The organism is Trinickia violacea, from assembly GCF_005280735.1.
GTDB classification, from domain to species: Bacteria; Pseudomonadota; Gammaproteobacteria; order Burkholderiales; family Burkholderiaceae; genus Trinickia_A; species Trinickia_A violacea.
The window spans coordinates 3,167,401-3,192,568 of record NZ_CP040077.1; the positions used below are offsets into that span (position 1 = coordinate 3,167,401).

General features: G+C 60.3%; 23 protein-coding genes and 1 pseudogene. 16 read left to right on the forward strand and 8 right to left on the reverse strand.

The genetic code is table 11. From position 1 onward, the window contains the following. Positions 1 to 24: 24 nt before the first annotated feature. Positions 25 to 276: a transcriptional regulator gene (locus FAZ95_RS14475; protein WP_137333094.1), complete on the forward strand. Its 252-nt coding sequence runs from the start codon at positions 25 to 27 to the stop codon at positions 274 to 276. Positions 277 to 318: 42 nt separating this feature from the next. Here FAZ95_RS14475 and FAZ95_RS14480 read toward each other — a convergent pair whose 3' ends face one another. Continuing rightward, positions 319 to 933: a dioxygenase family protein gene (locus FAZ95_RS14480; RefSeq protein WP_137333095.1), complete on the reverse strand. Its 615-nt coding sequence runs from the start codon at positions 931 to 933 to the stop codon at positions 319 to 321. Between the two features lie 1,031 nt (positions 934 to 1,964). On the opposite strand from FAZ95_RS14480, the gene FAZ95_RS14485 reads away from it, so the two are divergent. Continuing rightward, entirely contained in the window at positions 1,965 to 3,389 is a 1,425-nt protein-coding gene (locus FAZ95_RS14485; protein ID WP_137333096.1) for a pepsin-like aspartic protease, read from the forward strand. Positions 3,390 to 3,743: 354 nt separating this feature from the next. Here FAZ95_RS14485 and ltrA read toward each other — a convergent pair whose 3' ends face one another. Beyond that, positions 3,744 to 4,907: a group II intron reverse transcriptase/maturase gene (gene ltrA / locus FAZ95_RS14495; protein ID WP_254699707.1), complete on the reverse strand. Its 1,164-nt coding sequence runs from the start codon at positions 4,905 to 4,907 to the stop codon at positions 3,744 to 3,746. A 750-nt stretch (positions 4,908 to 5,657) separates the two neighbouring features. Further along, positions 5,658 to 6,662, reverse strand: a complete 1,005-nt coding sequence (locus FAZ95_RS14505) for a dienelactone hydrolase family protein (RefSeq protein WP_137333097.1) — start codon at positions 6,660 to 6,662, stop codon at positions 5,658 to 5,660. A gap of 722 nt (positions 6,663 to 7,384) precedes the next feature. On the opposite strand from FAZ95_RS14505, the gene FAZ95_RS41000 reads away from it, so the two are divergent. Next, entirely contained in the window at positions 7,385 to 7,639 is a 255-nt protein-coding gene (locus FAZ95_RS41000; protein WP_496543825.1) for a hypothetical protein, read from the forward strand. 325 nt (positions 7,640 to 7,964) lie between these two features. Here FAZ95_RS41000 and FAZ95_RS14515 read toward each other — a convergent pair whose 3' ends face one another. Further along, entirely contained in the window at positions 7,965 to 8,849 is an 885-nt protein-coding gene (locus FAZ95_RS14515; RefSeq protein ID WP_137333098.1) for a LysR family transcriptional regulator, read from the reverse strand. Between the two features lie 168 nt (positions 8,850 to 9,017). On the opposite strand from FAZ95_RS14515, the gene gstA reads away from it, so the two are divergent. The 3 genes from gstA (at position 9,018) to FAZ95_RS14535 (ending at position 11,918) form a co-directional block, all read left to right on the forward strand. After that, positions 9,018 to 9,626 carry a glutathione transferase GstA gene (gene gstA / locus FAZ95_RS14520; protein ID WP_137333099.1) on the forward strand — a complete coding sequence of 203 codons (609 nt, stop codon included), beginning with the start codon at positions 9,018 to 9,020 and terminating at the stop codon, positions 9,624 to 9,626. Beyond that, a complete protein-coding gene (locus FAZ95_RS14525) occupies positions 9,623 to 10,300 on the forward strand; it encodes a glutathione S-transferase family protein (RefSeq protein ID WP_137333100.1) in 678 nt (225 codons plus the stop codon). Before gstA ends, FAZ95_RS14525 begins: the two co-directional genes overlap by 4 nt. A gap of 1,105 nt (positions 10,301 to 11,405) precedes the next feature. Further along, entirely contained in the window at positions 11,406 to 11,918 is a 513-nt protein-coding gene (locus FAZ95_RS14535; protein WP_137333101.1) for a hypothetical protein, read from the forward strand. Positions 11,919 to 12,436: 518 nt separating this feature from the next. Here FAZ95_RS14535 and FAZ95_RS14540 read toward each other — a convergent pair. Next, the gene (locus FAZ95_RS14540) at positions 12,437 to 13,105 is read right to left on the reverse strand and encodes a c-type cytochrome (RefSeq protein WP_137333102.1); all 669 of its coding nucleotides are present in this window, start codon (positions 13,103 to 13,105) and stop codon (positions 12,437 to 12,439) included. Positions 13,106 to 13,634: 529 nt separating this feature from the next. Between FAZ95_RS14540 and FAZ95_RS40515 the strand changes: the two genes are divergently transcribed. From FAZ95_RS40515 to FAZ95_RS14550, 3 genes are read left to right on the forward strand one after another with little or no spacing between them, the layout of a single operon-like run. Beyond that, entirely contained in the window at positions 13,635 to 13,757 is a 123-nt protein-coding gene (locus FAZ95_RS40515) for a hypothetical protein (protein WP_302674735.1), read from the forward strand. A 27-nt stretch (positions 13,758 to 13,784) separates the two neighbouring features. After that, entirely contained in the window at positions 13,785 to 14,306 is a 522-nt protein-coding gene (locus FAZ95_RS14545) for a sigma-70 family RNA polymerase sigma factor (protein ID WP_137333103.1), read from the forward strand. Beyond that, on the forward strand, positions 14,303 to 15,103 hold the full coding sequence (locus FAZ95_RS14550) for an anti-sigma factor family protein (RefSeq protein ID WP_254699708.1): 801 nt from the start codon (positions 14,303 to 14,305) through the stop codon (positions 15,101 to 15,103). The genes FAZ95_RS14545 and FAZ95_RS14550 overlap by 4 nt, the downstream gene beginning before the upstream one ends. A 10-nt stretch (positions 15,104 to 15,113) precedes the next feature. Here FAZ95_RS14550 and FAZ95_RS39335 read toward each other — a convergent pair whose 3' ends face one another. Next, the gene (locus tag FAZ95_RS39335; RefSeq protein WP_175425610.1) at positions 15,114 to 15,290 is read right to left on the reverse strand and encodes a hypothetical protein; all 177 of its coding nucleotides are present in this window, start codon (positions 15,288 to 15,290) and stop codon (positions 15,114 to 15,116) included. A 283-nt stretch (positions 15,291 to 15,573) separates the two neighbouring features. Here FAZ95_RS39335 and FAZ95_RS14555 point away from each other — a divergent pair, with 283 nt between their 5' ends. Beyond that, entirely contained in the window at positions 15,574 to 16,803 is a 1,230-nt protein-coding gene (locus tag FAZ95_RS14555) for a hypothetical protein (protein WP_137333104.1), read from the forward strand. A gap of 275 nt (positions 16,804 to 17,078) precedes the next feature. On the opposite strand, the gene FAZ95_RS14560 is transcribed toward FAZ95_RS14555, so the two are convergent. Both FAZ95_RS14560 and FAZ95_RS39340 read right to left on the reverse strand, forming a co-directional pair. Further along, positions 17,079 to 18,503 carry an ISKra4 family transposase gene (locus FAZ95_RS14560; protein ID WP_137333105.1) on the reverse strand — a complete coding sequence of 475 codons (1,425 nt, stop codon included), beginning with the start codon at positions 18,501 to 18,503 and terminating at the stop codon, positions 17,079 to 17,081. 75 nt (positions 18,504 to 18,578) lie between these two features. Further along, positions 18,579 to 18,734, reverse strand: coding sequence for a hypothetical protein (locus tag FAZ95_RS39340; RefSeq protein WP_175425611.1), 156 nt, complete (start codon positions 18,732 to 18,734; stop codon positions 18,579 to 18,581). 203 nt (positions 18,735 to 18,937) lie between these two features. Here FAZ95_RS39340 and glnH point away from each other — a divergent pair, with 203 nt between their 5' ends. The 6 genes and pseudogenes from glnH to FAZ95_RS14595 all read left to right on the forward strand — a co-directional run bounded on the left by glnH (position 18,938) and on the right by FAZ95_RS14595 (position 25,159). Then, positions 18,938 to 19,690, forward strand: a complete 753-nt coding sequence (glnH, locus tag FAZ95_RS14570) for a glutamine ABC transporter substrate-binding protein GlnH (protein WP_137333106.1) — start codon at positions 18,938 to 18,940, stop codon at positions 19,688 to 19,690. Between the two features lie 66 nt (positions 19,691 to 19,756). Next, the gene (glnP, locus tag FAZ95_RS14575; RefSeq protein WP_137333107.1) at positions 19,757 to 20,413 is read left to right on the forward strand and encodes a glutamine ABC transporter permease GlnP; all 657 of its coding nucleotides are present in this window, start codon (positions 19,757 to 19,759) and stop codon (positions 20,411 to 20,413) included. Beyond that, positions 20,410 to 21,138 carry a glutamine ABC transporter ATP-binding protein GlnQ gene (gene glnQ / locus FAZ95_RS14580; RefSeq protein WP_175425612.1) on the forward strand — a complete coding sequence of 243 codons (729 nt, stop codon included), beginning with the start codon at positions 20,410 to 20,412 and terminating at the stop codon, positions 21,136 to 21,138. The genes glnP and glnQ overlap by 4 nt, the downstream gene beginning before the upstream one ends. Before the next feature lie 97 nt (positions 21,139 to 21,235). After that, a pseudogene (locus tag FAZ95_RS14585) lies at positions 21,236 to 22,188 on the forward strand (C45 family autoproteolytic acyltransferase/hydrolase). An 11-nt stretch (positions 22,189 to 22,199) separates the two neighbouring features. Next, positions 22,200 to 22,982 (forward strand): enoyl-CoA hydratase/isomerase family protein, encoded by a 783-nt coding sequence (locus tag FAZ95_RS14590; protein ID WP_137333108.1) that lies wholly within the window; start codon positions 22,200 to 22,202, stop codon positions 22,980 to 22,982. 2 nt (positions 22,983 to 22,984) lie between these two features. Next, entirely contained in the window at positions 22,985 to 25,159 is a 2,175-nt protein-coding gene (locus FAZ95_RS14595; protein ID WP_137333109.1) for an acetate--CoA ligase family protein, read from the forward strand. Positions 25,160 to 25,168: the final 9 nt, after the last annotated feature.

A 25,168-nucleotide genomic window follows, 5' to 3' on the forward strand; every position in this document is an offset into this window, starting at 1 on the left:
CGTTGAACACATCGGGGGACGAACATGCGCCTGATCGAACCAGATGAACACAAAGATTTTCTCGCGACGCTGCAGCGCAACGGTTTGGCTGAAGGAGATTTCGATCTTCGGGAAACCGACACGACAGACCCCAAGAGTGACGAGAACTGCGGTCTGCAGGGCTATGTCTGCATAACGAGGCTATCGACGCAGGTTACGAAGGAATACCCGTTATCCGACGAAAGCGATTGGCTACAGCATTTCACGAGAGATCTCGACGCGGGCGTCTTCGGCTGACCGGAATGAAATCCCGGGCGCCATCGAAATCCGTGACTTGCGCTACGCAAACGCGAGCACGAAATCGAACCGGGCTGCGTTGCGCCTGCCGTGGTCGTCCATCGTCATCAGCAGTCGGCGATCAAACAGGAAATCGCGAGCGTTGCGCTGCTCGCCCGGAAAGTAAAGTTGGGTCGTGAGTCTGGGCCCGTTCGGCGCTTGCACCGTCACATGGAAGTGTCGTGTGCGTCCCGGATACAGACCCGGCACGATGGTCTCAAGGCGATAGCGTCCCTCGCTGTCGGCGAATTGATGACCGCGCAGCCGGAATCCCTCGACGTCGTATTCTCCGGCGTCATTAGCGTGCCAGAAATCGAGCAAAGCCCCGGACACCGCCCTGCATCGCGTCGACAGCACCTGCCCGGTCAGGACGATCTTCGCTCCATTGATCCCCGGTTCGAGCAGCGACGCGCGTTGCGGCGAGTGCGGCAGGAAGAACGGGCCTGCCGTCTGCCGCGGCGTCGGTCCGTGACCGTCGTCGCAGGCGGGCGTCGGCGAAATTGCGTCGGCCCGGCCTTCGTCGGTTTTTCCGAGCGCCAACAGCAGCAACGTGAACGGCACCGCACCCGACCCGCGAAGAAAATCGCGCCGCCCCTGGCTCACACTTCGTGCGAGCATCGTGGACCCTCCTTGTTTCGCGCTCGATCGTCCCGCCGCGCGATCCGCGCTGCGGAGTCGACGGGCGTCGATGCGGGTCCCGTTGAAGTTACCAGAGCCTGCACCAGTGCCAACCATGGTAAGCCGAAACTTCAGGTCGGGTGAGGCGGCCGCGAGGACCCGAAGCGGTCCGTCGATCCTGCCCGAACTTAATGGCGGCTTCCGTGGATTCAGCGGACATCCACAGGAGCCGTCGCACCGCGAAGCTCTACTGACAGGTACACCAAATAGTGCCCAATCTTTCAGGTGCGGGCGGCGGCCGGATCTACTTCCCGAGCTGTCAGTCAGGGCGTGGCTGGAAATCGGAGGCAGACAGTGCGGCTTGGCTTGCAAAGGCTACGGCACCAGATTATCGACCCCGGCTACACAACGGCGTCGTAGCTTGAAAGCAAAATAGGCTTGCGTTCGAGCAAAACAGATAGCGGCAGTGGTCGACCGCGGAGTTCTTTTAGTGCCCGATGCCCTCTGTCAACAGAGCGATGGACCGCCGCACGACAGTCGACGACTCATGCCTGATCGCGTTTGCAGTATCTGCGTCAACCAGCAACCCCGCTATCTCGTATATCAGCGTAGCAGCAGCGAGACTGCGAGCGGCAGTCAGACTGGCGCCCAATTCAGGATTGTCACCCGGGATCGGCACGACATGGCCGGACGCATCCACACCCCAGCCCGCAGCGCCAAGGCGGCCACCGAACATGACAGTCTCAATTATCGCCTGGCCTAGATTACCGGAGTGGCGTTCGGGCGTCATGATGAACCCGTGGTCCACGCCATTCAGTCGACCACTTCCGACAATCTGACCCGCGTCATTCAATGCTTATTCTATGCTCGGTCTAGGCCTTCGCCTCCTCCATGACCTCTATAGAGGTGCGCCCTCGGCAGAGCTTCGGCTGCGCTCCTCGCAGGGGAGCGGCTGAACTTGGTGTTCGTTCGGCGACGTGGTAGTCCCGCCGTCATCTCAAATCTAACCACTTTCGACTGAGGAGCGAGACATGGCGACTATCGCAACTTCGACACCTGCAATCTCCGATCTGGCGAACGGAGCCCTCGACACCGCCGAGACTCACAAGGCCCGAGTCATCGCCAAGGCCAGGGCGAGACGCATCGCCCGCGGCGATGCTGAAGCCCACCGGCTGCGCGGAATCGCTCGCCTGGAGGCGGCCACAGGCGGAGCTCCCACGAAGATTCTGCGCCTGGAGATCACCAACGTGCTGAGCGGCAACGACTACTCCGCCCGGCTCGCGATCGGCAGCAAGGGTGCAGTGGCCGACGTCATCCTCGACACTGGCAGCAGTACGCTGGCGGTCGAACCTTCGGTCTACAGTGGTGTTGGCGACGCGGATCTCAAGCCCACCACGCTGCTTCAGTTGATCACTTACGGCACCGGTGGCTGGGCCGGGCCAATGGTCGACACCACGCTCACTTTCGGAACGGACGCTGGCCAGGTCGTGCTGCACAACTGTCCCATCGCCATAACTACAGTGCAAGAGAGCGGCAACTTCCAGGGGGTGACCGGTATCATGGGGCTGGCCTACAACGGCCTGAACAACGCCTTCGACTTCGGCGCCTACTTGGCCACCCAGGGCAAGGAATCGACATTCCCGTGGCCGTTCGGCAAGGTCTGGACCAGCTTTCTCGCCGGCTTCCGCAAGCTGTTGCAACGGGCCCGCGCGACCGGCGTTGACGTGAAGCCCTATTTCGACCAGTTGGAGGAAAGTGGCGTGGTTGCGAACAAGTTCGCCTTCTACACCCTGCGTTCCTGGGTCAGCGTGCGCCTCGGCACCACCGTGGAGGCCGTCTCTGCTGATCCGCTCAACAAGGGCTATTTCATCATGGGCGGCGGCGAGGAGCAGCACGACCTCTACACGGGCGATTTCGTCGCCGTGAACGTGCTGCATGATCTCTACTACAACACCAACCTGAAGTCGGTGCGCGTGGATGGCTGCCCCGCGCACCAGGCCGCGCCATTGCAGTCGCAATACACAGCCACGTCGATCTCCAACTCGATCGTCGACAGTGGCACCAGCGACCTATCACTAGCTCAGGACGTCTACGACGCGATCCTGCAAGGCCTGGAGCAGCGCAACCCCGCGTTCACGCAGGCCATTCAGGCGGCGGCCGATAGCCGCGACGGCGTGCCGTCTGCATCGCTGGAACTTGCGAAGTGGCCAAACATCTATTTCACGCTGGAGGGCGAGGACGGCCAGGACGTCGAACTCGCTTGCATGCCGCAAACCTATTGGCAGACCGACTTCCCGGCGGCGGGGCGGGCGGCCTTCCAAATCAGCGGCCCGCTCGACCCGGCTAACCAATCCATCCTCGGCCTGCCGTTGATGAACAACTACTACACCGTCTTCGACCGCACTCAGGACGTCAACGGAGTCATCCGCTTCGCCAAGATCAAGGCCCCGGCCTAAGGGCGCCCATCCACCGGCTTTCGCTGGAAGCTGGCGGATTCGCGTCTGGCGCTGGTGGCTTAGTCACGCAGATCGGCAGGGAACCTCTTTTTTGGTTCATCGCCGATGTCCGGCGCGAAGAACCCTTTTTGGGCTCGTCACCAATCTGCGGGGGTGACGGTCTCAGAACGGTAGAGTCGAGATGTGGCGCGGTAGCAGTAGGTTCGGTTTGTCTGTTGCCGCCCCTTTCGTCTGGCGGTGCCCGAATAACCTCACCCTAACCCCGTTTCCACATCCCGCTCATCGAACCGGACATGCAGATTTCCCGCATCCGGCTCTCGGACAAGACATCACGCCTTCGTACACGGCAAGTTATTACCAAGGACCCTGTAGACGTACGAGACCGAAGTGCCCGTAAAGGTGCGAGGTTGGATAGGTCCCGCCCCTGCGACGTCTGACTTTGTGCTTGTTGCGTAACCACCGGCGTAACCGCGTAGCGGTGTAGCTGTCGATTGCTCGGTATGCTCGGCTGACGCTCCCTACTTGGAAGTAGTTTGCCCAGCCGCGCAACGTCCGATTCAACCTGCCCACCAACTCCGTGGTCCCTTGCCATACCGTCTTGAGGGCGGTCATCGCATGAAGCTTTTCGACCATGCGCCGGATACTCTTCTTCGACGGACGCATGCCCATACGGGCCCGACCAGTCATTGCTGAGTACATCCGCCCAAACGTAAAACCCAGGAAGTCGAATTCGCCTTCCGGCACCTTGCAGATTCGTGTCTTCTCCTCGTTGACCGTCAGCTTCAGCTTGCTCATGATCTCGCGCAGTCTGAGCAACGCCTCTTCGGCCTTGCCTCGCTTGCAGAGGATCACCAGGTCATCTGCATAGGTCACAATGCGACTGCCAAGACTTCGCTGAAGTCCGAGCTTCTTCCATGCCAGCACGAACCGGCGCATGTAGACATTTGCCAGCAGTGGTGAGATGGGAGACCCTTGCGGAATGCCGCGTCCGCTATCCCGAGCCTCCGTCGTGCGTTTCTTCCGGCCTCGGTCATCGGTTTCTTCAACGGGGCATTCCAGCCACATCTTGATCAGATGCAGCACACGCCGATCGACGATGCGTCGCGCGAGCGACAGCATCAATTCGGCGTGGGGAATGCTTCCGAAGTAGTCCGCGAGGTCGGCGTCAACAACGTCCGTTTGCCCTCGATGCAGCCGCTCTTCCACCTCGATTACCGCTTCCTGGGCATTTCGCCCCGGGCGGTAAGCGTACTGCTCGGGCGGAAGGTCCGCTTCGAAGATCGGTTCGAGCACCAGCATCGCTGCTGTCATGCACACCCGATCCCGTAGGGTCGAGATGCCCAGTGGCCTCAGCTTGCCATTGGCCTTCGGGATAAACACTCTTCTGATAGGGTCCGGCCGGTACGTCTCCTGCCTGAGCGCAAGCGCCAGTTCGCCGAGCCACTTCTGCACTCCGTACGCTTCGACCTCTGCGAAGTCCTGGCGATCGACACCGGGCGCACCCTGTTCGAGCGACACTGGGCGTACGCATGCGCCAGCACATCCTCGCGATAGATCTTGTCGTACAGCGCGTAGAAGCGGTACCCGGCTTCTGCCTTCGCTTTCGCGTGTAACGCCGTCTGCAGCTTCTGAACACTGATCGGAGTTGATAGGTTGCCCAATCTCCTGGTCCCTCACCACGTATTGCGTTCGTCTTGAACTGAGGCCCCTTCCCTCCACCGGCATTACCCGGCTTCACCGGTACTACGAGCCTCTCCGTCATCCCAAGGCGCCCGGCCTGTCCCTCGCGGGCGTCCGGTTGGTCATCCCTGACCTCGCCAAGGGACTTCCCGTGTTGCGTACGCTTTCCTTGTGTACATGCTGTCGCCACTACCCCGGCGCAGCAACTGGGCGTCCAGCCTGCTCATTCACCCAGTCGTATCAGCCTTCCCCGATAGGGTTGCCGGGTCGGCCTGCGCATCGTCCTTTTCGAGGTTTGCTCGGCGTTCACTCGCGTTACGGCCTGCACACTCGCGCTGTCACCTATTCGTGACACGCATTACCAGAGGCTTCAGCCACTTCGTTACCTCCATGACTGCTCCGGTTGCTTCCGGCTGGAGCGGTTGCCGGGCGGGGCTTGCACCCGCTGGAAAGCGCCGCCTTTTCACGGCGCACACCCATTAGGGACGTAGAACCCGGCGCTATCTGTGCGACCGCTTTGAGCGGTACAACAGTCATCCCTTTATCTGCAGCGGCTGCCACATCCCTGGCCAGGGCGGGCCACAATGATCACGGGCGGGCTGTTGAAGCGGCAACGCTGGGCTTTAGCACTTTCACCACTATCTCGTGAACAGCTTGCTTTGCCTCCCTTGCCGCCTGTTCGTCGTACGCCGTCGTCACCCCGCGCTCGACACAAGGGTCATTGTACGTAAAGGGTTCCCTTGTCCGGGCGTTGACCAGCAGCCCGTTCTCCTGCTCGATGGTCCTGCAATTTCTAGTCGTTTGCGCCTGCGGAAGCTGAACCGGCTGCCTGAGAGCCACCGAGTCGAATACATGATTGGCCCTTGCGTACTCGGTCAGCTGAGCATCGTTACCTTTTGCCGTTAGCCGTTCTACATATGCACGGCATGGGGCAATTGGGTTGTAGTTGTCTGCGCTGCCTTGGAAAATTCTTACAGGCTTTGCAACAAGATCGTCATCTTCACGATACGTATAAGTGCAGTCTGGATAGAACGCAACATAGGCCGCGAACTCCGTCCCGGGTGAGGCATGCAATCGGTGGAACCGCTTCAAGCTTGCATAAAGTGCATTTTGCCCGCCTCGCGAAAATCCCATGACCATGATCCTTGCCGGGTCGATCCTCGGGTGTTTCGAAAGAATCGCGAGCGCTCGGAAGGCGTCCTCGGCTTGTGCCAGGCGAGGCAGCTGAGCCTGATCGTTGTTTGTGTTGATGATGCCGCGTCCGGAGAAGCTATCCAGGACAAAAGTGGCGACGCCCATTGCGAGTAGATCCTGCTCCCAGTCGGTCACCGAACTGCCAATTCCGCCTGAACCATGCAGCAGGATAACGAGCGGAAGTCGATCCACCCCAGCCCTGGGAAGTCGAAGTTCGCCCGCGATCGTGACCGGTCGCCCGTCCTCAAGACCGTTCAGGAACTCCTGATCCGTCATCGTGACAGACGGGACCGGAATGACCTCAGTTCGAACCACTTGCGCCAGTCCGGCGCTCGACAGACACTCGAGCGCAAATAGCAAAGCAAGTTGGGCAACGACGCCAGTAATTGCTGCGTTCATGGCACCCCCTCCTTCAACCTCACATCGCGCGAAAGTTCACAGCGTCGGCTCCCAGGTATTCTAGACAGTGGATTCCTGACCGCCAAACTGCTCTTGCCGTGCGCCCGGCTCGAGTTTCCGGGCAACTGTTGGTCAACCAGTCGCCGCTAACGGGATTCGACAGCAGAAGCCCGCGACGGGCGGGCCAAGGCAGACCGACATCTACTGTGTGGTCAGAGCGCGCAGCGCGACTTTCCGGATCGAGGGGAGTGCCGGGCATGTTCAACGGGAAAAGGTCCGTTCACTGGGTAAAGCGGACGTTTGAGCGTCCGTCCGAACGTGCTGGCGAATGGCCGGTGATGGCCGATCTCGGAAGTCCATCAGCGAGGTGGCGGCTGCCGCTCCGTCCGCCCGCTGAACTTACGTAACCGACCCATATGAGCCATCGGAACACGATTGGCGAACGTCTGTTGTACCACACAATGACCCGTCATTCAGCGGCAGCGACTACCGCAGTTGCTGCCCGATACACCTACCGAAACCTCGATTGCTTTCGGTTGTACTTTATGAGGTGGGACTGATCGCCAAGCGGCCATGGTCTCGGACCCGCTCTACGACCGTATTCACCGCGCGGACAACAGTGTCGGGTTGATCGAACTGGAATATTGTGATGCGAATTGAACAACGGCGTGGCAAGCCGGGGAGGTTCGACCAACGCATGATCGAAAAGCAGGCCAAAAGTATTGCAGTGGCTTGAAACGGAGCCCGGCATCACAGCGAAAAAGCTGCACGAGCGTCTCATCGCAATGGCCCCGACGATGTATTCCGGAGCCAAGCTGCGCACCCTTCAGCGTCGAGCAAAAGCGTGGCGATCAAATCGCGCAAGGGAACTGGTAACCCGAATACTCGGAGACGCCGACGCGGTGAAGTCTGCCGCCTCTACGCATCGACAGTCTTCACCGCAGAACAATTCGACGACGGCGATTTCTCGGGAGTAACATCATTCCGTGAGGCAACACGGCGGCAGTTCTAATTGACGCCAGACAAAGCGCCATTGATATTTGCCGACTTCACAAGCGTAGGACTCTTGAACACGAAGTGCCCGACGACGTGAAAACGTGCCTCCTAGGCGTCGAAATCGAGTGGCACGCCAAGTGCAAGTTCAGCCGATGTGATTGGCAGGTTCGACGACGCGAACATCCTGATCGGTGATCGTGATCGCCGAGATAAGCGCAAAGGTCTGAATGCACCCTGGAGCCGGCTTTCACCCCCCAAAGTGAGTCGATATTGCTCCACGCCGGCAGGATGTCTCGCCCCGATGTCTCACGGCATGTTCATCGCTTGGGCCAAGTGCGCATAGACCTCGGCCACACGGCGGAGATGTCGCAATTCGGGATGCGTGAGGAGCCACAAATCCGTTTCACACTCGTCAAGCGGCTCGGTCAGACGTACAACGTCGCTTCGCCCATCGGCCAGGAACAAGGGCACGATGCCCACGCCAAGCCCGAGAGCAACCAGTTCCAGCACGGAAAGGATGCTGTTGACGCGGTAACGCGGGTCCGACTTGGGAAAGTGGCGCTTGCGCCAAACCACCGAAGGGTGTTCGGGTAGCGCATCGTCGGGCGCGATCCAGTCAGCCTTGCCGGCCTCGACATCGGTGAAATTGCCCGCGCGGCCTCTCTTGGCCGCGTAAAGCGCGACGCGGATCGGCCCGATATGCTTTCCCACCAAGTGCTGTGGCGGGCGCTTGGTCGCTCGCACCGCGATGTCAGCGTCACGGCGGGTCAGATTGGTCAGTTCGTTGCCTGTATGGAGTTCATAACTCAGCAGGGGGTGAACTTTCCGCAGGCCGCGTAGCGCGGGCGCGACCAGGCCGTGCAGGACGGTGTCGGTCGTCGTGATGCGCACCGTGCCCGACACCTGTGTCGGCTGCGCCTCCACGGATGAGCGCGCCGCTTCCAACGCGACCTCCATTTGCTCGGCGTGCTCGGCCAACTGTATGGCCAGCTCCGTTGCGCGGTAGCCCGAACGCGTTCGCTCGAACAAAAGACGCCCTAAACCTCGCTCGATGCGCCGCAGTGAGCGGAACACTGTTGAGGCATCCACACCGAGGCGTTCCCCTGCCGTCGCCAAGTTCCCACCACGTACGAGCGCGAGGGTCATCTCCAAGTCCCCAGGGGTCATTTTGTATTGCGCTTTTGCAATCATAGCTTGCCGTTTAGTCCATTCTAATTTCGATATGGCAATACTATAGTCGTTATATCTGACGCCCATCACGAGTCGCACCATGGCCTCATGGGCGTTGCTGGTTCCTCGGCTCCGTGCCGCTTGACTCGGCAAGGGCTCGTTCTATCCCTCAACCTATAGGGAAGTCCCATGAAGCTCTACTATGCTCCCGGCGCCTGCTCTTTGGCCGTCCACATTGCCCTACGCGAGATCGGTGCCAGATTCGACGGCGTCGCCGTCGATCTGATCAAGCACACTACGGCCGACGGCACAAACTTTTATGACATCTCACCGCGTGGCTACGTGCCGCTCCTGCTGCTGAACAATGGCTCGCGTCACACCGAGGCATCATCGTTACTACAGTACGTGGCCGACCTGGATCCGCAACAGACCTTGATCGGCGCCTCGGGGTCGACCCGGCGGCTGGCCGTGGTCGAGTGGCTGACTTTCGTCAGCACCGAGTTGCACAAGATCTTCAGCCCCTGGTTGTGGCACAAGGAGACGGCCGACTCTACGCGCCAGGCCGTCGAGGACAAGCTGGCCACACGGTTTGTTGAACTCGATGCGCTGCTATCGAAACAGGACTATCTGGCCGGCGAATACAGTGTGGCCGACGCCTACGCCTTCACGATCGTGAACTGGGCCAACTTCCTGGCACTGCCACTGACGCCCTACCCGCACTTGATGGCCTACCTGGACCGCGTGTCGCAGCGGCCGCGCGTGCAGGACGCGTTGCGCGCCGAAGGACTGGTCAAGTGAGCGCGCCATTCGTGCTGGTGTCGCACGCGCTGTGCCCCTACGTGCAGCGCGCGGCCATTGTCCTAGCAGAAAAGGGCCTGCCGTTCGAGCGCCGTGACATCGACCTGGCGGACAAGCCGGACTGGTTCAAAAAAGTCTCGCCGTTGGGCAAGACACCGGTGTTGCTGGTGGGCGACGCGGCGATCTTTGAGTCCGCCGTGATATGCGAGTATCTCGAGGAGACGGCGCTGCCCCGCCTGCACCCGACGGACCCGTTGCAACGGGCGCAACACCGGTCATGGATGGAGTTCGGCTCGGTGCTGCTAAACTCGATCGGGGCGTTCTACAATGCCGCGGACGAAGCGGCGCTGACGGCGCGCGCCGACGAGATCTACGCCCGGCTCGTGCAAATCGAGGCCGCGCTCAGCGATGGGCCGTACTTCGCAGGCGCGTCTTTCAGCATCGTCGATGCGGTCTTCGGGCCTGTGTTCCGGTACTTCGACGTTTTCGATACGATCGGCGACTTCGGCTTCTTGGACGGGTTGCGGAAGGTGCAGCATTGGCGCCGCGCACTGGAGATGCGGCCTTCGGTAGTCGCGGCGACACATCCGGACTACCCGATACGGCTTGGCAAGTTCTTGTTGGCCCGCCGCTCCGCGCTGTCGCGGCGCATGACACCAGTAGGCACGGCTTGACTGACGAAACTGACATGCAGGGGTGTCATCAAGAAACGAGGTACATTGAGGTGGTCGAGATTGAGGCATGCCGCAGGTTGTCGCGCACGTTCGTGAGCTCAGCTGTTGGAAATCGTTAATTTTGGGAGTGGACAAAAACTGGGGGAGCACGACGTTTTTGTCTTAAGCTACCTTCGACACCCGTTCAGCGAGGTGAAGAATGGACATGCACTGGACGATTTACCTGCAGCGGGACGGCACCGACGAGAAAGTGCCATTAGCCAGCTTTCAGCGCCCGCTCGAAGGAGCGACCCCGGCAGATTTTGGATTGTCGATGTCTGAGGCAAAAAGGCTGCTATCTAGCCTTCAACATGTGGTGGCCCAAGACCAAATCCGCGCCTACGACGCTCGGCGTCGCCGCTGCAGGCATTGCGGGTGATACCGCCGCATAAAAGACTGGCGGCCCCGCGTGTTGGCGACTGCGCTGGGCAACGTCAAAGTTCGAGTGCCCCGGGTGATCTCGTGCTTGTGCACCCCTGAACCGCTGGACGAGAACGATGAGCCAGCGGATCTTCGATTCTCCGAGAGCCCGATAGAAAGTTTGCTGCCGGGACGACGTACGCCGGAGCTTGCATACCTGTGTGCGAAGCAAGGCGCTGCCGTTTCCTACCGATCTGCTGCACGCAATGTCGCCGATCTCACCGGGTTGCACACCCTGTCTCACGCCACTGTTCGCGAAGAGACGCTCGACTGCGGTGAGCACATTGAAAACGATCAGTTCCACGTTGGGTGGTTCGCGCGAACCCAACACCGTGGTGGAGCGAAGCACTTGCGTCTCGCAATTGACGGCACAGCAGTCACGGCGGTGCCGCTGGAAGAGGTGCGCAGGTTCGAAGTTATCGCGGGCCGTGTCGAATGTGAGGGGATAGCGGCTCGACGATTCGCTTGTGCTCTCCAGCGCCCAAGCCTGACACGCGTGCTTGTCGCCGCTGCACTCGACCAGTGTGGCTGGGTCAGTTCTACTTTGGTCGACGTGGTCACAGATGGCGCTCGAGGTATGCGATCGTTAGTGACTTCCGTGGCGCCTTAAGTCGCACCGCGGATTCTTGACTGGTTCCACATCGGCATGAAACTCCACGCTGTGCGGTCGGCGCTCTGCGCGTACACATTTCCTCTCTACCAGCGACCGATGGTGATGCAGCGATGCGAGCGACTACTAAATCGCGTGCGCGACAAGCTATGGCGCGGCCGGGGCGACGCGGCAATCGAGATCCTACGTACGCTTATCGCTTCCCTGAATCTTGAAATCGGATCTTTGCCACTGTTCTATGATCTCGGCGCCGGTACAGCGAGTAGCGCAGCCGCTCGATTATTGACTTTCCTGGTGAACAATCGCAGCGATCTTATCGACTATCAACAGGCACGTATGAACGGCCGTCGGGTATCGTCGGCGTCGGCCGAATCGGTCATGAATCATTTGATAAATCGACGGCTCACGAAACGTCAACAAATGCGTTGGTCGATGAAGGGCGCTCACTACCTTCTGCAAACGCGAGTTGAACTGCTCGACGGGAGGCTGGAGACGTGTTTCGCAAAGCGTTTCCCTCACTTCAGATCGCCAGAGGCCGTTCGACAATGAGCGTCCCTCCCCCAGTTTTTGTCCACTCCCAGAATTAACGAACATCAACAGCCGCTGAACGATATGACGATGCAAAGGACGGTGTAGAAGAGGCGGACTGAGCACCGCGCATCGAAAGAAGGCATGACAGGCACCTCACCGGAGAGAGTCCATGTGCCGATTAGTGTACCGGGTCTCGTGCGTGATGATCCGCGATATGGCGGCTGGTCCAGTTGCTGGTCGCCTGTCGGGCCATGAAGAGACGGTCACCCAATGACGTGAAACGCGCCTTAATTCCAGCTACCAGACACTCGGACTCAATCGCATCGTATTAACCCTTCAGCCCAAGACTACCGTACACCTCGATACGACCCGTCTGGCTTACCTGCCTTAGATACACCAGGGCGATCAGAGGGATAAGAGGCACGGTACGCAGAGTTTCCATTCCTGTAATGCAATGTCCGAGTTGACTATCCTGATAAGCGGGTTGCGGTTATCAACTGGTCGTAGCGTCTGCCGGCGAAAAGCCTGGCCAGGACTCAGTGATCGGCGGTGCTGTCCGCTACTGCAGCCTTTGCCGGAAACACTTCGAGGAAGGCGGCCAAGGCACGCATATCCTGCTCCGACAGGTTGGCGCATATCGCCTGCATGACCTCACCGCGGGGCCTGTCCCGAGTGCGCTGGAAGACCAGTAGCTGCTTCACGATGTAGTCCGCATGCTGACCTGCGAGCCGTGGAAACCCGCCCGCTCCTTCGCCGTGCTGGCCATGACATGAAACGCATGCGGCAACACCCTTGTCCGGCAGACCGGATGCATAGATTGTCCTCCCCTTATCGATGAGCCTTCGATCGCCGGGCTGACCGAGCGTTGTCTGCTGTGTCGAGAAATACGTTGCAATCTCGTCGATTTGCGTACCGGTCAAGTGGGTAAAGCCCCACATGAATCTTTTCGCGTTCGGGTCGGATCGAGCGTGGGTCTTAAAGTCGGTCAGTTGATCGACAAGGTACTCCCGTTGTTGACCCGCGAGCTTGGGAAAGGTGGGCGATACCGAAACGCCGGTCACGCCATGACAATTCGAGCAGACCTGCAGCGCGATTGTCTTTCCGGAGACAGCCGGGTTGTCGACTGCACGGGAGCGCTCCAGGTCGTGGCAGGCCGTCCCGGCAAGCAGCATGCCTAGGCAGATGAGTTGCGTCACTCTGTTCATGTCACGAACCTCCTGACAGCCGACGTTGGCGTCCTTGACTCGACCTCGCTCACATCTGAGGTACAAATCCGTGCTGTTGCCGCTGCGTGTCGGGTCAAAGAGACAAAAGTTCACCCTGCCCGGACCCAGAGGGTCAAGGCATCTTTGGTCAGTGGCGATTGGAAGTTTGCCGACTGGCTGTCCGCATAAACGAAATCTGCTGCGCATGTATTCCGGCGAAGGTGACCGGCGGTCAGGCAGGGATCGCGCGGACCCTTCGGAAGCTGTGAACAAGGTCGCGTTGATGGTGAACGACGCTGCCGCTTAGCTCTACCGTGGATTTTTTTCGAGCACGTTACGAACGCTACTCGGCGAGTTTTTCAACACTATCCACCTGGAAACCGGCGTCTGGATTCCCGGAACAAGTCTAAGTCGGCGCAAAACTCACGATTCCGATGGCAGCTCATTCCCGGAATAAAGTGATCGGGCTGATCGTTTTAGCCTACGTGGATTAGTTTTGGAATGCTCCGCGTATGCGGAGGGGATAGGCATGAAGTCGACACAAATCCTGTCGGCAATACTGGTGACGGTTGGACTCGTACGATGGGGCGGCTGTTCGTCGGCGTGCGACATGAACGCATCGGACAGCTCGAGCGGCGGTGGCGATTACTAACGACGGCGATGCACGTGCCGACTTGGTGTGAGCTTCGAAGCCGACGTCGTAGGGTCACTTCCCCGGTTGCGTCACTATGCCCGCGCGTTGACGGGCGACCACGCTTGGGCGGATGACTTGGTGCAGGACACGGCCGAGCGGGCGCTCACGCGCGCGCGCGCGTTTCGTTCGGGTAGCAACTTGGGTGCCTGGCTCCTGACGATCCTGCGCCACATCTACATCGACCAGTTGCGCGGGCGTCGCGAGATCGCCGTGGACGACGAACGCGCCCCCTGGCGCACGCTCGAAGCGCCGCACGGCGAAGTGGATTCGCTCGCGCTGCGCGACGTTCAGCGCGCGCTTTACCGCCTTCCTTTCGAGCAGCGCGAGGTCCTGTTGCTCGTTTGCGTCGAGGAACTGAGCTACCAGGAAGTGTCATCAGTGTTGAACGTGCCGGTCGGCACGGTGATGTCGCGGCTTTCGCGCGCGCGGGAGAATATGCGCACGCTTTATGCCGATGGGCCGACGCGCCAATGTCGTGTCGATCAAGGCCATGAGAGATGTCAATGAGCGATCATTTCGACCCCACGGTGACATCGGGCTACAGCGAACGAGAACTGTGGGAGTTCTCAGCGCTCGTCGACGGCGAACTGCCAGAAGCGGAGCGCCCGGCAGTGATCGAGCGGCTTTTGGTCGACCCGCGGGCAGCGGGCATTGTGGCGGCCTATCGCGCGCAGCGAGCAGCGTTGCGCGCGCTGTTCGCGGACCCCGCGGCACAGACCAGCGGGCCGTGCATCGTGTTGCGCTCGCGTGTTCCATGGTGGCGGCGCGTCGCGTTGGCCGCGTGCTGGGTGGCGCTCGGCGCCGGTCTCGCGTGGCTCGCCGGCAGCTTGTCGCTGTTCAACTGGCCCCCGGGCCAAACTGTGTTCGCTCAACGAGCCAATATTGCCTACGTGGTCTACGCGCCGGAAGTACGCCATGCCGTCGAAGTGAGCGCCGCAGATGAGCAGCAGTTGACGGGCTGGCTTGCGCGAAGGATGAACCAGCCGTTGTCCGCGCCCTCGTTGCAAAACTACGGGTTCACGCTCGTGGGTGGGCGGCTGTTACCAGGCGACGCGGGACCGGCGGGTCAGTTGATGTACGAGAACCGCGCCGGCGCGCGGCTCGCGCTCTACATGACGGCCGTTTCGAAACGTGAGTTGGCGTACGGCGTCCTTCGCGACGGCAATCTCCGCACGTTCTTTTGGGCTACCAACTATATGGGTTATGCCGTGTCGGGGCAGATCGCGGAGAGCCAGTTGCGGGCGATCGCGATCGATGTGTGCGGCAAGCTCGGTGGGCACCCCGAGCGCTGGGACTGGGATTGAGACGACGGCACTAGCGATGTGCCCGATTAACAACGCCACCGCTTCGCGCAAACCATTCGCTTTCCGCCATCGACTGCGCCACCGCCGAGGCTTCCTTCACCAGCGCGGCATTCTGCACCATCCGGTTCATCTGGCTGGCTGCAATTGAATTTCGCTTGTGCTCACCGGAATATTTTTGCGTACTCACCCGTTTACTGCGCACGTGCGGCCGCCTGCAGGTTGGCTCGTTGCGCGCCTTGCGGCGTGGCCGACGTGACCGCTGTACCGGTCTTGTCAGCAAGAACGGCGTTGCCGCAAACCTCGCCACAACGCCGCTCATCCTCCGTACTGCCAGAAAGTATCGCCTGCGCCGGTGAGGTGCGATTGCGCGCTCGCCGTGCCGCAAGGCGACACAGTAGGTGGGGTTCGCTCGCGGCAGTCGACGCACCGCGCGTACGGCAGTTGCCGCAGCTTTCTTGGAGAGTCGAGTCATGAAATCTGTCATCAGACACCTCGCTTCGCTTCCCGCGGCGCCGGTTAATGCCGCAAGAGTCAGCAAGAAGCTACCCACACGGGGTGCCGCCCCAACGTTGCATCCCGCACCCGCCGCACATGGCGGCCTGTGGCGCCGGCTGCTGCTCGCGCTATGCGGCGCGGGCGTCGCGCTCGGCGCGGTACACGCTGCGTACGCCCAGGAGCCGCTACTACCGCCGCCCGCCGTCACGACGACCACCATACCGGCGAACGGCGACCTGAATCCGTATGGCGTCGTCTTCGTTCCGGACGGCTTTCCCTCCTTCGGCAATATCGCGCCGGGCGACTTGCTGGTTTCGAACTTCAACAACGCGCAGAACGTGCAGGGCACCGGCACCACGATCGTCAAGATCGTGCCGGGTGCGAAGCAGGCCACCACATTCGCCCAGCTTCACGCCACGCCCCCGTCCCCCATCGGCCTGACCATGGCGCTTGGCGTGCTGCGCGGCGGCTTCGTGCTGGTCGGCAACACGCCCACCACCGACGGCACGTTCAACACGATCAAGCCCGGCTCACTGATCGTCGTGAACCGCAACGGCGTGGCGGTCGGGGAATTCAAGGGCACTCCGACGATCAATGGACCGTGGGGCATGACGATTTTCGATCAGGTCGATCACGCGAAAGTGTTCGTCTCGAACGTGCTGGGCGGCAACGTCGTGCGGCTCGACGTGACCGTCGACACCAACGGCGTGCACCTCGTGAAGGCGACGCAGGTCGCATCGGGCTATCCGCACCGTGGCGACCCGGCAGCGGTCGTCGTCGGGCCGGCCGGGCTCGTATACGACCCGGTGCGCGACGTGCTCTACGTTGCGTCGATAGTCGACAATGCGATCTTCGCGGTGTTCGGCGCGGGCAACTCGCATCACGACGGCGGCAAGGGCGTGCTGATCTACGCGGACAACAAGCACCTGCATGGACCGCTGGCGCTTGCGTTAGGGCCGAACGGCGATCTCTTCACCTCGAACGGCGACGCGATCAACGCCGATCCGGCCCAGCCGAGCGAGCTCGTCGAGTTCACGCCGCAAGGGCAATTCGTTGCGCAGTTGCCGATCGATCCGGCACCGGATGGAGCGTTCGGCGTCGCGTTCCGTCAGATCAACAACGGACACGTGCACTTTGCAGCGGTCAACGACAATACGAACGCGGTAACTGACTGGAACCTGCCGTTCGAACAGGCGGGACAGTGATGGTGCTGGCGGCGCGATCGGTACGCTGCCGCAGTGCATGAACGCTGTGAACGACAACCAGCGCGGCTGCAGGCGCAGCACACGCTATCGGGGTAGAACATGCTAAGGGGGTAAAAAAGGCATCGTGCGGGAATCCACGCGATGCCTTTTCGTTGTTGCGTGCCGCGCAAGAGCAATGCGGCGTCCTGGCTACTGCTGCTGTTGAAGTTCGTAAATCACGCTAATGGTGTCCGTTGGAGCGCTAATCGTGGAAGCCGTTAAAAGACCCGGGATGTTCATTGCCAGGGCCACGACACGCGTCGCTGTCCAATCCATGGAAACTGCCGCCCAGCGAGTTCGTGAAATTCCTGGTTCAAGAGGGCAACGCGCACTTGAACGACACTGTGTGCCCCCGCGCGACTCCAGCGCATATGTTGGCTCTTGCCCATTCGACGGCCAACTATCCGATTGATCGACGACTCGACAAAACCGGTGGAGATTCGCCGGCCAACGCGCTGCCATGCTCGATAGTCGATCAGCGACTCAAGATTGCGCTCAAGGTACGCAATCACGTCCGTGAGCCTGTAGCGCGCTTGTTTGGCTCGGTGGCTCGAATTTGGGTCGAGCTTCTCGCGCAGCTCAAGGAGCCGATGTAGCTGTTTTCCGAGTCGTTGCCAACCCACCGTTTGTCCGGTCCAGACGAGACTGCGGAAGCGAACAAAAAGGTCCCACAGTTCGAATGCCGATCCGTTGGTCGTGAGCCGCCCATATGCCAAAGGCGCGAGAGTTTGGTCGACGTATCGCAACATTCGCCCGATATGCGCCCAGTCGAGCACCCATTCGGAATCGAACGGAAGGTCGTTTGCAACACCGGCCAGATCCAATGCTCCATCGGTCCGAACGCAGACGTCATTGGGATCGTCGTAGCCGCTGTCCTCCAAGAATCTCGTCATTTCTTTCTGCATTCGCTTGGTGCGCGGCATGGCGGAAGCCCATACCCTTGGTCGCTTACCTGCCGGGCCCAAAGCCGCAACAATGACCGCAATCGACGATGACCCTTTGTCTGTTTCCACGCGATTGCCCTTGCCCGAACCCTTGCTGTTGTTTCGTGCACGACGAACATAGCCAACGTCAATGCCAAGTTCGGCATCCGGCTTTGTCTCCTCGCACCACCGATGCACAGGCTGCGCATGCTGTATGGATTTACCGATGGTCACAGTGTGATTGCGAATGGTGACGTGACTGTCGCGACCGGAAGTCGGTAACAATAGGTCCATGACCCGCTTGGCTTGCCGGTAGGGCATCGTGGCACCCAGCTCTGCATGCAGCCATCGCAGCTCGCCTGTGCTTACATCCGTAAAATAGTTCTTGAGCGGCGACACATATCTACAGGCGTCAGCACCACACTTGCATGCCTTCCATCGCTCGCGGCAGTAGAAAACCTTCCCAAGGGTGGTCTTCAGCTCAGAGCAACGATTATCGTGCAGGCGACGGGGCACGCCGCAGGCCGCACATGCTCGACGCGACGCGCAGAATCGTTCGAGTTGCTCGACAACAAAATTCTGCTGGATGCAATTGACCAATGATTTGCCCTCGGCGAGGGACAGGCCCACGTCCCCAGATGTCGGGTTTTCTGCAGCCCTGTGAAGCCGCATTACCTCGACGCGCTTGACCGCGGATCCATCGCCATCGTCGAACTCAAGAACGATTGTGCATCGCATGGCGGCTCCTGTTCCGTAGCTAAGGAGACGATACCCTTTCTCTCACCGGCTTCCCGGGGTTTTTAACGGTTCCCTTCAACATTTGTCGCGACGCTCGCCATCGCCGAATGGCTTGTCACCGATCTTCTTGCACTCGAGGGAAATACGGCCGTCCAGCATTTGTCCGAGGCGGAAGAGGTTCCGCAAGCAAATGCACATACGTAAGCTGACTTCGGTCAGTTGGGTTGCCATTTCCCGCTTGCCCTGACGCGAAGCTACGGGTTTCCCCCATTCAGATTTTTGTTGACATCCTTTCTTGGCGGCGTAGCATCCGTCATGACAACAACTGTTGCTCTAAATATAACTAAAACAACGCATGTTGCACTGCACGGAGTGTTGTCATTGGTCCCGCCCGCGTCGCGGAGGGCGCCTTGTCAATTGCTTCGGAGAGAATTATGGGACGTCGTTCCTTCCTTATGTCCGTCATTGCTGTTGCCATGTTCGGCGCGAGCATCGCACATGCGCAAAGCAAAGAACTGGTCGTTGGCACCGACACTTCCTTCATGCCGTTCGAATTCAAGCAGGGGGGCAAGTACGTCGGCTTCGACCTTGACCTGTGGGCCGAAATCGCGAAGGACCAAGGCTGGAAGTACAAGATTCAGCCGATGGACTTCGCTGGTCTGATTCCGGCTCTTCAAACCCAAAACATCGACGTCGCGCTTTCGGGCATGACCATCAAGGAGGAGCGCAAGAAGGCTATCGATTTTTCGGACCCGTATTACGACAGCGGGCTCGCAGCGATGGTGCAAATCGACAACACGAGCATCAAGTCTATTGACGACCTGAATGGCAAGGTCATCGGCGCAAAAACGGGCACCGCCACTATCGACTGGATCAAGGCACACCTGAAGCCAAAGGAAATCCGCCAGTTCCCCAACATCGACGAGGCCTATCTGGCCCTGGAAGCAGGCCGTGTCGACGCGGCCATGCACGACACGCCAAACGTCCTGTATTTCGTCAACACGGAAGGCAAAGGCAAGGTCAAGGTTGCCGGCGCCCCGGTGAGCGGCGACAAGTACGGCATCGGGTTTCCGAAGGGAAGCCCGCTGGTACCCAAGGTCAACGAAGAGCTGACCAAAATCAAGGCCGATGGCCGTTACGCCAGGCTGTACAAGAAGTGGTTCGGCTCTGAGCCGCCGAAGTCGTAAGTGCTCGGAAATGAGTGCGCGGTGGTGACAACCGCCGCGCTCCTACGAATCAACCAGGAGCGATCCATGGATCTCGATTGGTCAGCTATTTGGGCGGCACTTCCGGACTTGCTGGACGGCGTGAAGCTCACAGTCTTTATTGCATTTGTCGGGCTCGTCGGCGGTTTCATCGTCGGCATGATTGCCGGAATGTTCCGGGCATATGGACCCACCGTGCTGAACGTTCTGGCTCAGCTCTACATCGAGCTGATCCGGGGCACGCCAATTGTCGTGCAGGTCATGTTTCTATACTTCGCGCTGCCGGTGCTTGCGCATATCCGGATCGATGGCCTAACGGCCGCGATCATCGCGATAACGGTCAATTCGGGCGCCTATCTTGCCGAAGTGGTGCGCGGCGCACTGTTGTCCATCTCCAAGGGCCTCACGGAAGCCGGTCTTGCGATGGGTCTGTCCATGCCACGTGTCCTCGCAAAGATTATCGGGCCGCTCGCCTTTCGCCGGCTGATTCCGCCGCTCGGCAATCAGTGCATCGTCAGCCTGAAGGACACCTCACTATTTATTGTCATCGGGGTGGGCGAACTGACACGAAAGGGGCAAGAAATCATCGCGGGGAATTTCCGCGCCGTCGAGATCTGGACTGCAGTTGCCGCCATCTATCTGGTTCTGACTGGCCTGATGACGCTCACACTGCGTCTCGTCGAAAAGAGGATGAGCATCCTATGAACATGGTCGAATTCCAGGGGGTCTCGAAGAGCTTCGGCCATTTGGCCGTGCTCAAGGACATCACCCTGCGCATCGAAAGTGGTGAAGTCGTGGTTGTCGTCGGTCCGTCCGGCTCGGGCAAGTCCACGATGCTTCGCTGTATCAACGTACTGGAGAAAATCTCGGGCGGAGACTTGCTGGTCGACGGGCAGAGCGTCAAGGGCAACGCATCCGTGATTCGTAACATCCGCCTCGAGGCCGGCATGGTCTTCCAGCAGTTCAACCTGTTTCCGCAGATGACAGCGCTGGAGAACGTCATGTTCGGCCCGATCCAGGTACGGGGAGCCTCGAGAGCCGAAGCACGCGACCAGGCAATGGCATTGCTGGACAAGGTGGGCCTCGAAGCGCGCGCCAATCATTACCCGTCCGAGTTGTCCGGGGGGCAACAGCAGCGCGTCGCGATTGCTCGCGCCTTGGCCATCAAGCCAAAGCTGATGCTGTTCGACGAGCCAACCTCGGCGCTGGACCCGGAACTTCGTCACGAAGTCCTCAAGGTCATGCAGGACCTGGCCAACGAGGGCATGACGATGATTGTCGTGACGCATGAAATCGGGTTTGCAAAGCGTGTCGGCACGCGTCTGCTGTTCATGGACCAGGGCGGCATTGCCGAGGACGGGCACCCGGCCGCGCTTATCCACACCCCGCCGACGCAGCGACTGAAGGACTTTTTGCAGCACGTGGCTTAAGCGAGGTGATGTTTTTATGCAGCTTCTAACTCCATCCGTCATTTCCGGCTCTCCGTACGACATCGGATACGAACTCGGAACGCTCGCCAGGCCGTTGATGAGTGCGTACATGGGTCAAAGTGCCGCCTGGCAGGCGGTCAGCCGATGGCGCGGGCACTCGTTTTTGCGAGACCTGCGCCAGGCTGCCCAAAATGTGTTCCCGGACTATGTCGAAGAAATCGAAGGTATGGCGGCCGGAATGGGATGGTCCGCCGAGGATGTGTTCCTGTGGAACTGCCGGGGAGAGTTGATTCACAACGCGCCGGACGGCTGCACGACGCTGGCTGCCAGGTCGCCCAATGAGCGGCTCATTGCGCATAACGAAGATGGCGACCCATATCTGCGCGACCAGTGCGCGCTCGTGGACGTTCGCCCAACCGGAAAGCCCGGATTCGTGAGCTTCTACTACCGGGCTCCCTGCCCGGACATACCTTCGCAGTGAACCGTGCCGGACTGGTGCAGGCTATCAACAACCTGCGAATCAGGCACCCCGCGGTTGGGGTGCCCCGCATGGTGCTCACCCGCGCGGTGCTCGACGTCGCTTCGCTTGATGCCGCGGTCGAGGTTCTCAAAGGCGTACCGCGCGCAAGCGGCTTTCACCATACGCTGGGTTGCGTAGGGGACCCGCGGCTGCTCAGCATCGAAGCAACGGTACAACGCTGCTCGGTTGTTGAGGTGAGCCGCCTGTCCGGGCACGCCAATCACCTCATCCACGATGGCTGTGGCAACGAGGAGCAGCTTGTCACGGCATCGTCCCGCGACCGGCAGACACGACTCGGTGAGCTTCTTCCGGAGCTCTCCGGCGTCAGCGAGTTGAATCTCCTGCAGGTGCTCTTCGACCAGGCGTCGAAAGGTCTGCCCATTTACCGTGACGACCCCATGGACCCGGACGATGAGAACACGCTCGCGACCGCCCTGTTCGTCATTCGGGAAGCCGGTGTGGAATTCGAAGTGCGACAGCAAGGTGAACTTCGATTCAAGCAATTCATGCCCCAGGTCAAGGTGCAGTGACGGAGACGTTCATGGCTTTCGAAACGATTATTTACGGTGTGCAGGACGGCATTGCAGAAGTCAGACTGAACAGGCCGCATCGTTTGAACGCGGTGGTCCAGCAACTTTACGATGAGCTGGGCGAAGCGCTGAGTCTGGCGGAGGCGGACCGCGACGCACGGGTGCTCGTCATTACGGGAGAGGGACGCGCTTTCTGCGTCGGCGCAGACCTGAAGGAACACAAGGCGGGTCGCACGGCCTTCGAGCGTCGCGAGTACCTGCGAGGCGAGCAGGTAGTCTGCAAGCGATTGTTGACGCTCGGTAAGCCCGTGATCGCGGCGGTCAATGGCTTCGCGCTGGGAGCCGGTGCAGAAATTGCGATTGCTTCCGACTTCGTTGTGATGGCCGCGAGCGCGAAGATCGGACTGCCTGAAATCAGCATCGGCAATTTTCTTGGTGGCGGCATCACGTATCTCCTCCCCCGGCTGGTCGGTCTGGCAAAAGCCCGCGAGCTTGTTTTCCTTGGCGAGCAGATTGACGGGCACGAAGCTGCCCGGATTGGGCTGGCAAACCGTGCGTTTCCCGATGACGGCTTTTTGCAGTGCGCGCGCGAGTTTGCACAGAAGATCGCCAGCAAGGCACCGTTTTCAATGCGGCTCGCGAAGGAACAACTGAACTTCGCGGGCGAGCGCACTTTTGACGCAGCGCTGACAGCGGAGCTGGAGGGCATGATGTTCTGCTCCACAACGAAAGACTGGCGGGAAGGGATCGATTCGTTCGCCGAGAAGCGCTCACCGGTGTTCAAGGGAGAATAACGATGAGCAGCCACGCTCTCCATGAGATTTTCTATCCGGACTCGATTGCCGTCGTTGGCGCATCGAGGGACCAGACGAAACGCGGTTTCCGTTCCATTCAGAAGCTGCTGGAAGACGGATACGTCGGGGCGATATACCCGATAAATCCAAAGGAATCCGAAATCCTGGGGCTCAAATGCTACGCGAGCCTGGGCGACATACCCGGCAACGTTGACCTCGTTCTGGTATGCACGCCGGCGAAGACCCTGCCACAGGTCATCGAGCAGTGTGGCAGGAAGGGCGCAAAAGGGGCGGTTGTCCTGGCGGGCGGGTTTGCCGAAGCGGGCGATGACGGGCGGCGCCTGCAGGATGAAATGGTGCGGGTTGCTCAGCGCTGTAACGTGCGTATCGTCGGGCCGAACACGTCCGGCGTGTTCAATACCCACAAAGCCTGCAACATCGTCGGCTTCAGCAATCTGAAGAAAGGTGGAATCGGCTTGCTGTCGCAGTCGGGGAACATGGCGCTTTCCCTCGTGACGGAGGCCGAGGCGAATGGACACATCGGTCTGTCGACGTACGTGGGTATTGGCAACGAATCGGATATCCAGTTTGATGAGTATCTCGACTACTTCGCCGAAGATGAGAACACCAAGGCCGTCGTCGCGTACGTCGAGGGGATGAACAACGGGCGGGTGTTTCTAAACGCACTGCGTCGGATCACACGCAAGAAACCGGTCGTCCTCTACAAGTCGGGTCGCACCAGCGCCGGACGGAGTTCCGCGAAGTCGCACACCGGTGCGCTGGCCGGCGACTATGCGGTTAGCGAGGGCGTTCTGCGTCAGGCGGGTGCGGTGCTGGCTCGCAAGTCCGACGAGATTCTGTCGCTCGCTGAAGCGCTTTCGCTACTCAAGCCGCTCGCGTCGCGCCGCGTGGCGGTGCTGGCAGATGGTGGCGGGCATGCGACGATTGCTGCAGACGCCCTGAGCGAGCAAGGTCTGACGCTGGCATCTCTGAGCCGCGAAACGCAGCAGCGCCTCTCGGCAATCCTGCCGCCGTCGGCCGCCGTTGCAAACCCGGTGGATGTGGCCGGGGGAACGGACGCGAATCCTGCGATATTTGCTGACTGCGCGCGCATCCTGCTTGAGGACCCTCAGGTCGACGGGCTGCTCATCACGGGGCTCTACGGTGGGTATGGCGTGAGATTCTCGCAGTCGCTGACGCCCATTGAGATGCAGACCTCGTCGCGCATCGCCGAGATGCTGGAAACGTACGGCAAACCGATCATCGTGCATAGCCTGTACGGGAGTCTGTATGCGGACCTGCGACCTGCGCCGCTGACATGTATCCGTGAAGCTGGCGTGCCGGTCTATGACTCGCTTGAGCTGGCAGTGCGCTGCATGCTGGCTCTCGCCGAATTCGGCGAAACGCAAAGGCGGCCGTCAGCCGACGCGGAGGGCCAAGCGGTGCGCTCGCCGGCGTTCGAGACAGTCCTTGCGTCCTGTCGCCGCGAGCACCGGACGGTTGTGCTCGAGCACGAAGCCCGGCAGGCGCTCGCGGATGCGGGCGTCCCGATGCCCGCACCCGCGATTCTGGCCAGCTCGCCGCATGAGGCCGTTGCGGCGTTCGAGCGCCTCGCGTCGGTGCCGGTCGCGATGAAAATCGTGTCGCGCGACATCATCCACAAATCGGATGTCGGTGGGGTCAGGCTGAACGTTGGAAGTCCCGATGAAGTCAGGCAAGCGTTCGAAACCATTGTGGCCAACGGCCGAAAGCATGTGCAAGATCCGGACATTACCGGCGTCCTGGTAACGCCCATGGCGCCCAAAGGTGGCGTCGAAATCATCATCGGGGTTGTGCGTGACCCGACTTATGGGCCGGTCATGATGTTTGGCCTCGGCGGCATTCTGGTCGAAGTGCTCAAGGACGTCGTGTTTCGCTCGCTTCCTCTCACCCAAGACGATGCGCACCGAATGCTCGCCGAGATCCGGGCCAGTGAGATTCTGAACGGGGTACGTGGAGCCGCCCCGACCGACAAGGATGCGCTGGTCAGGCTGATGATGGGCATTTCGGCGCTTTGCTCCGCGTTTCCCGAAATTGCCGAGCTGGACCTTAACCCCGTGCTGGCCTATTCCAGCGGGGTAGCCATCCTTGACGCGCGCATCCTGCTTGAGGATGTCGGCGCAACCACCCCACAGTGACTTGCAACC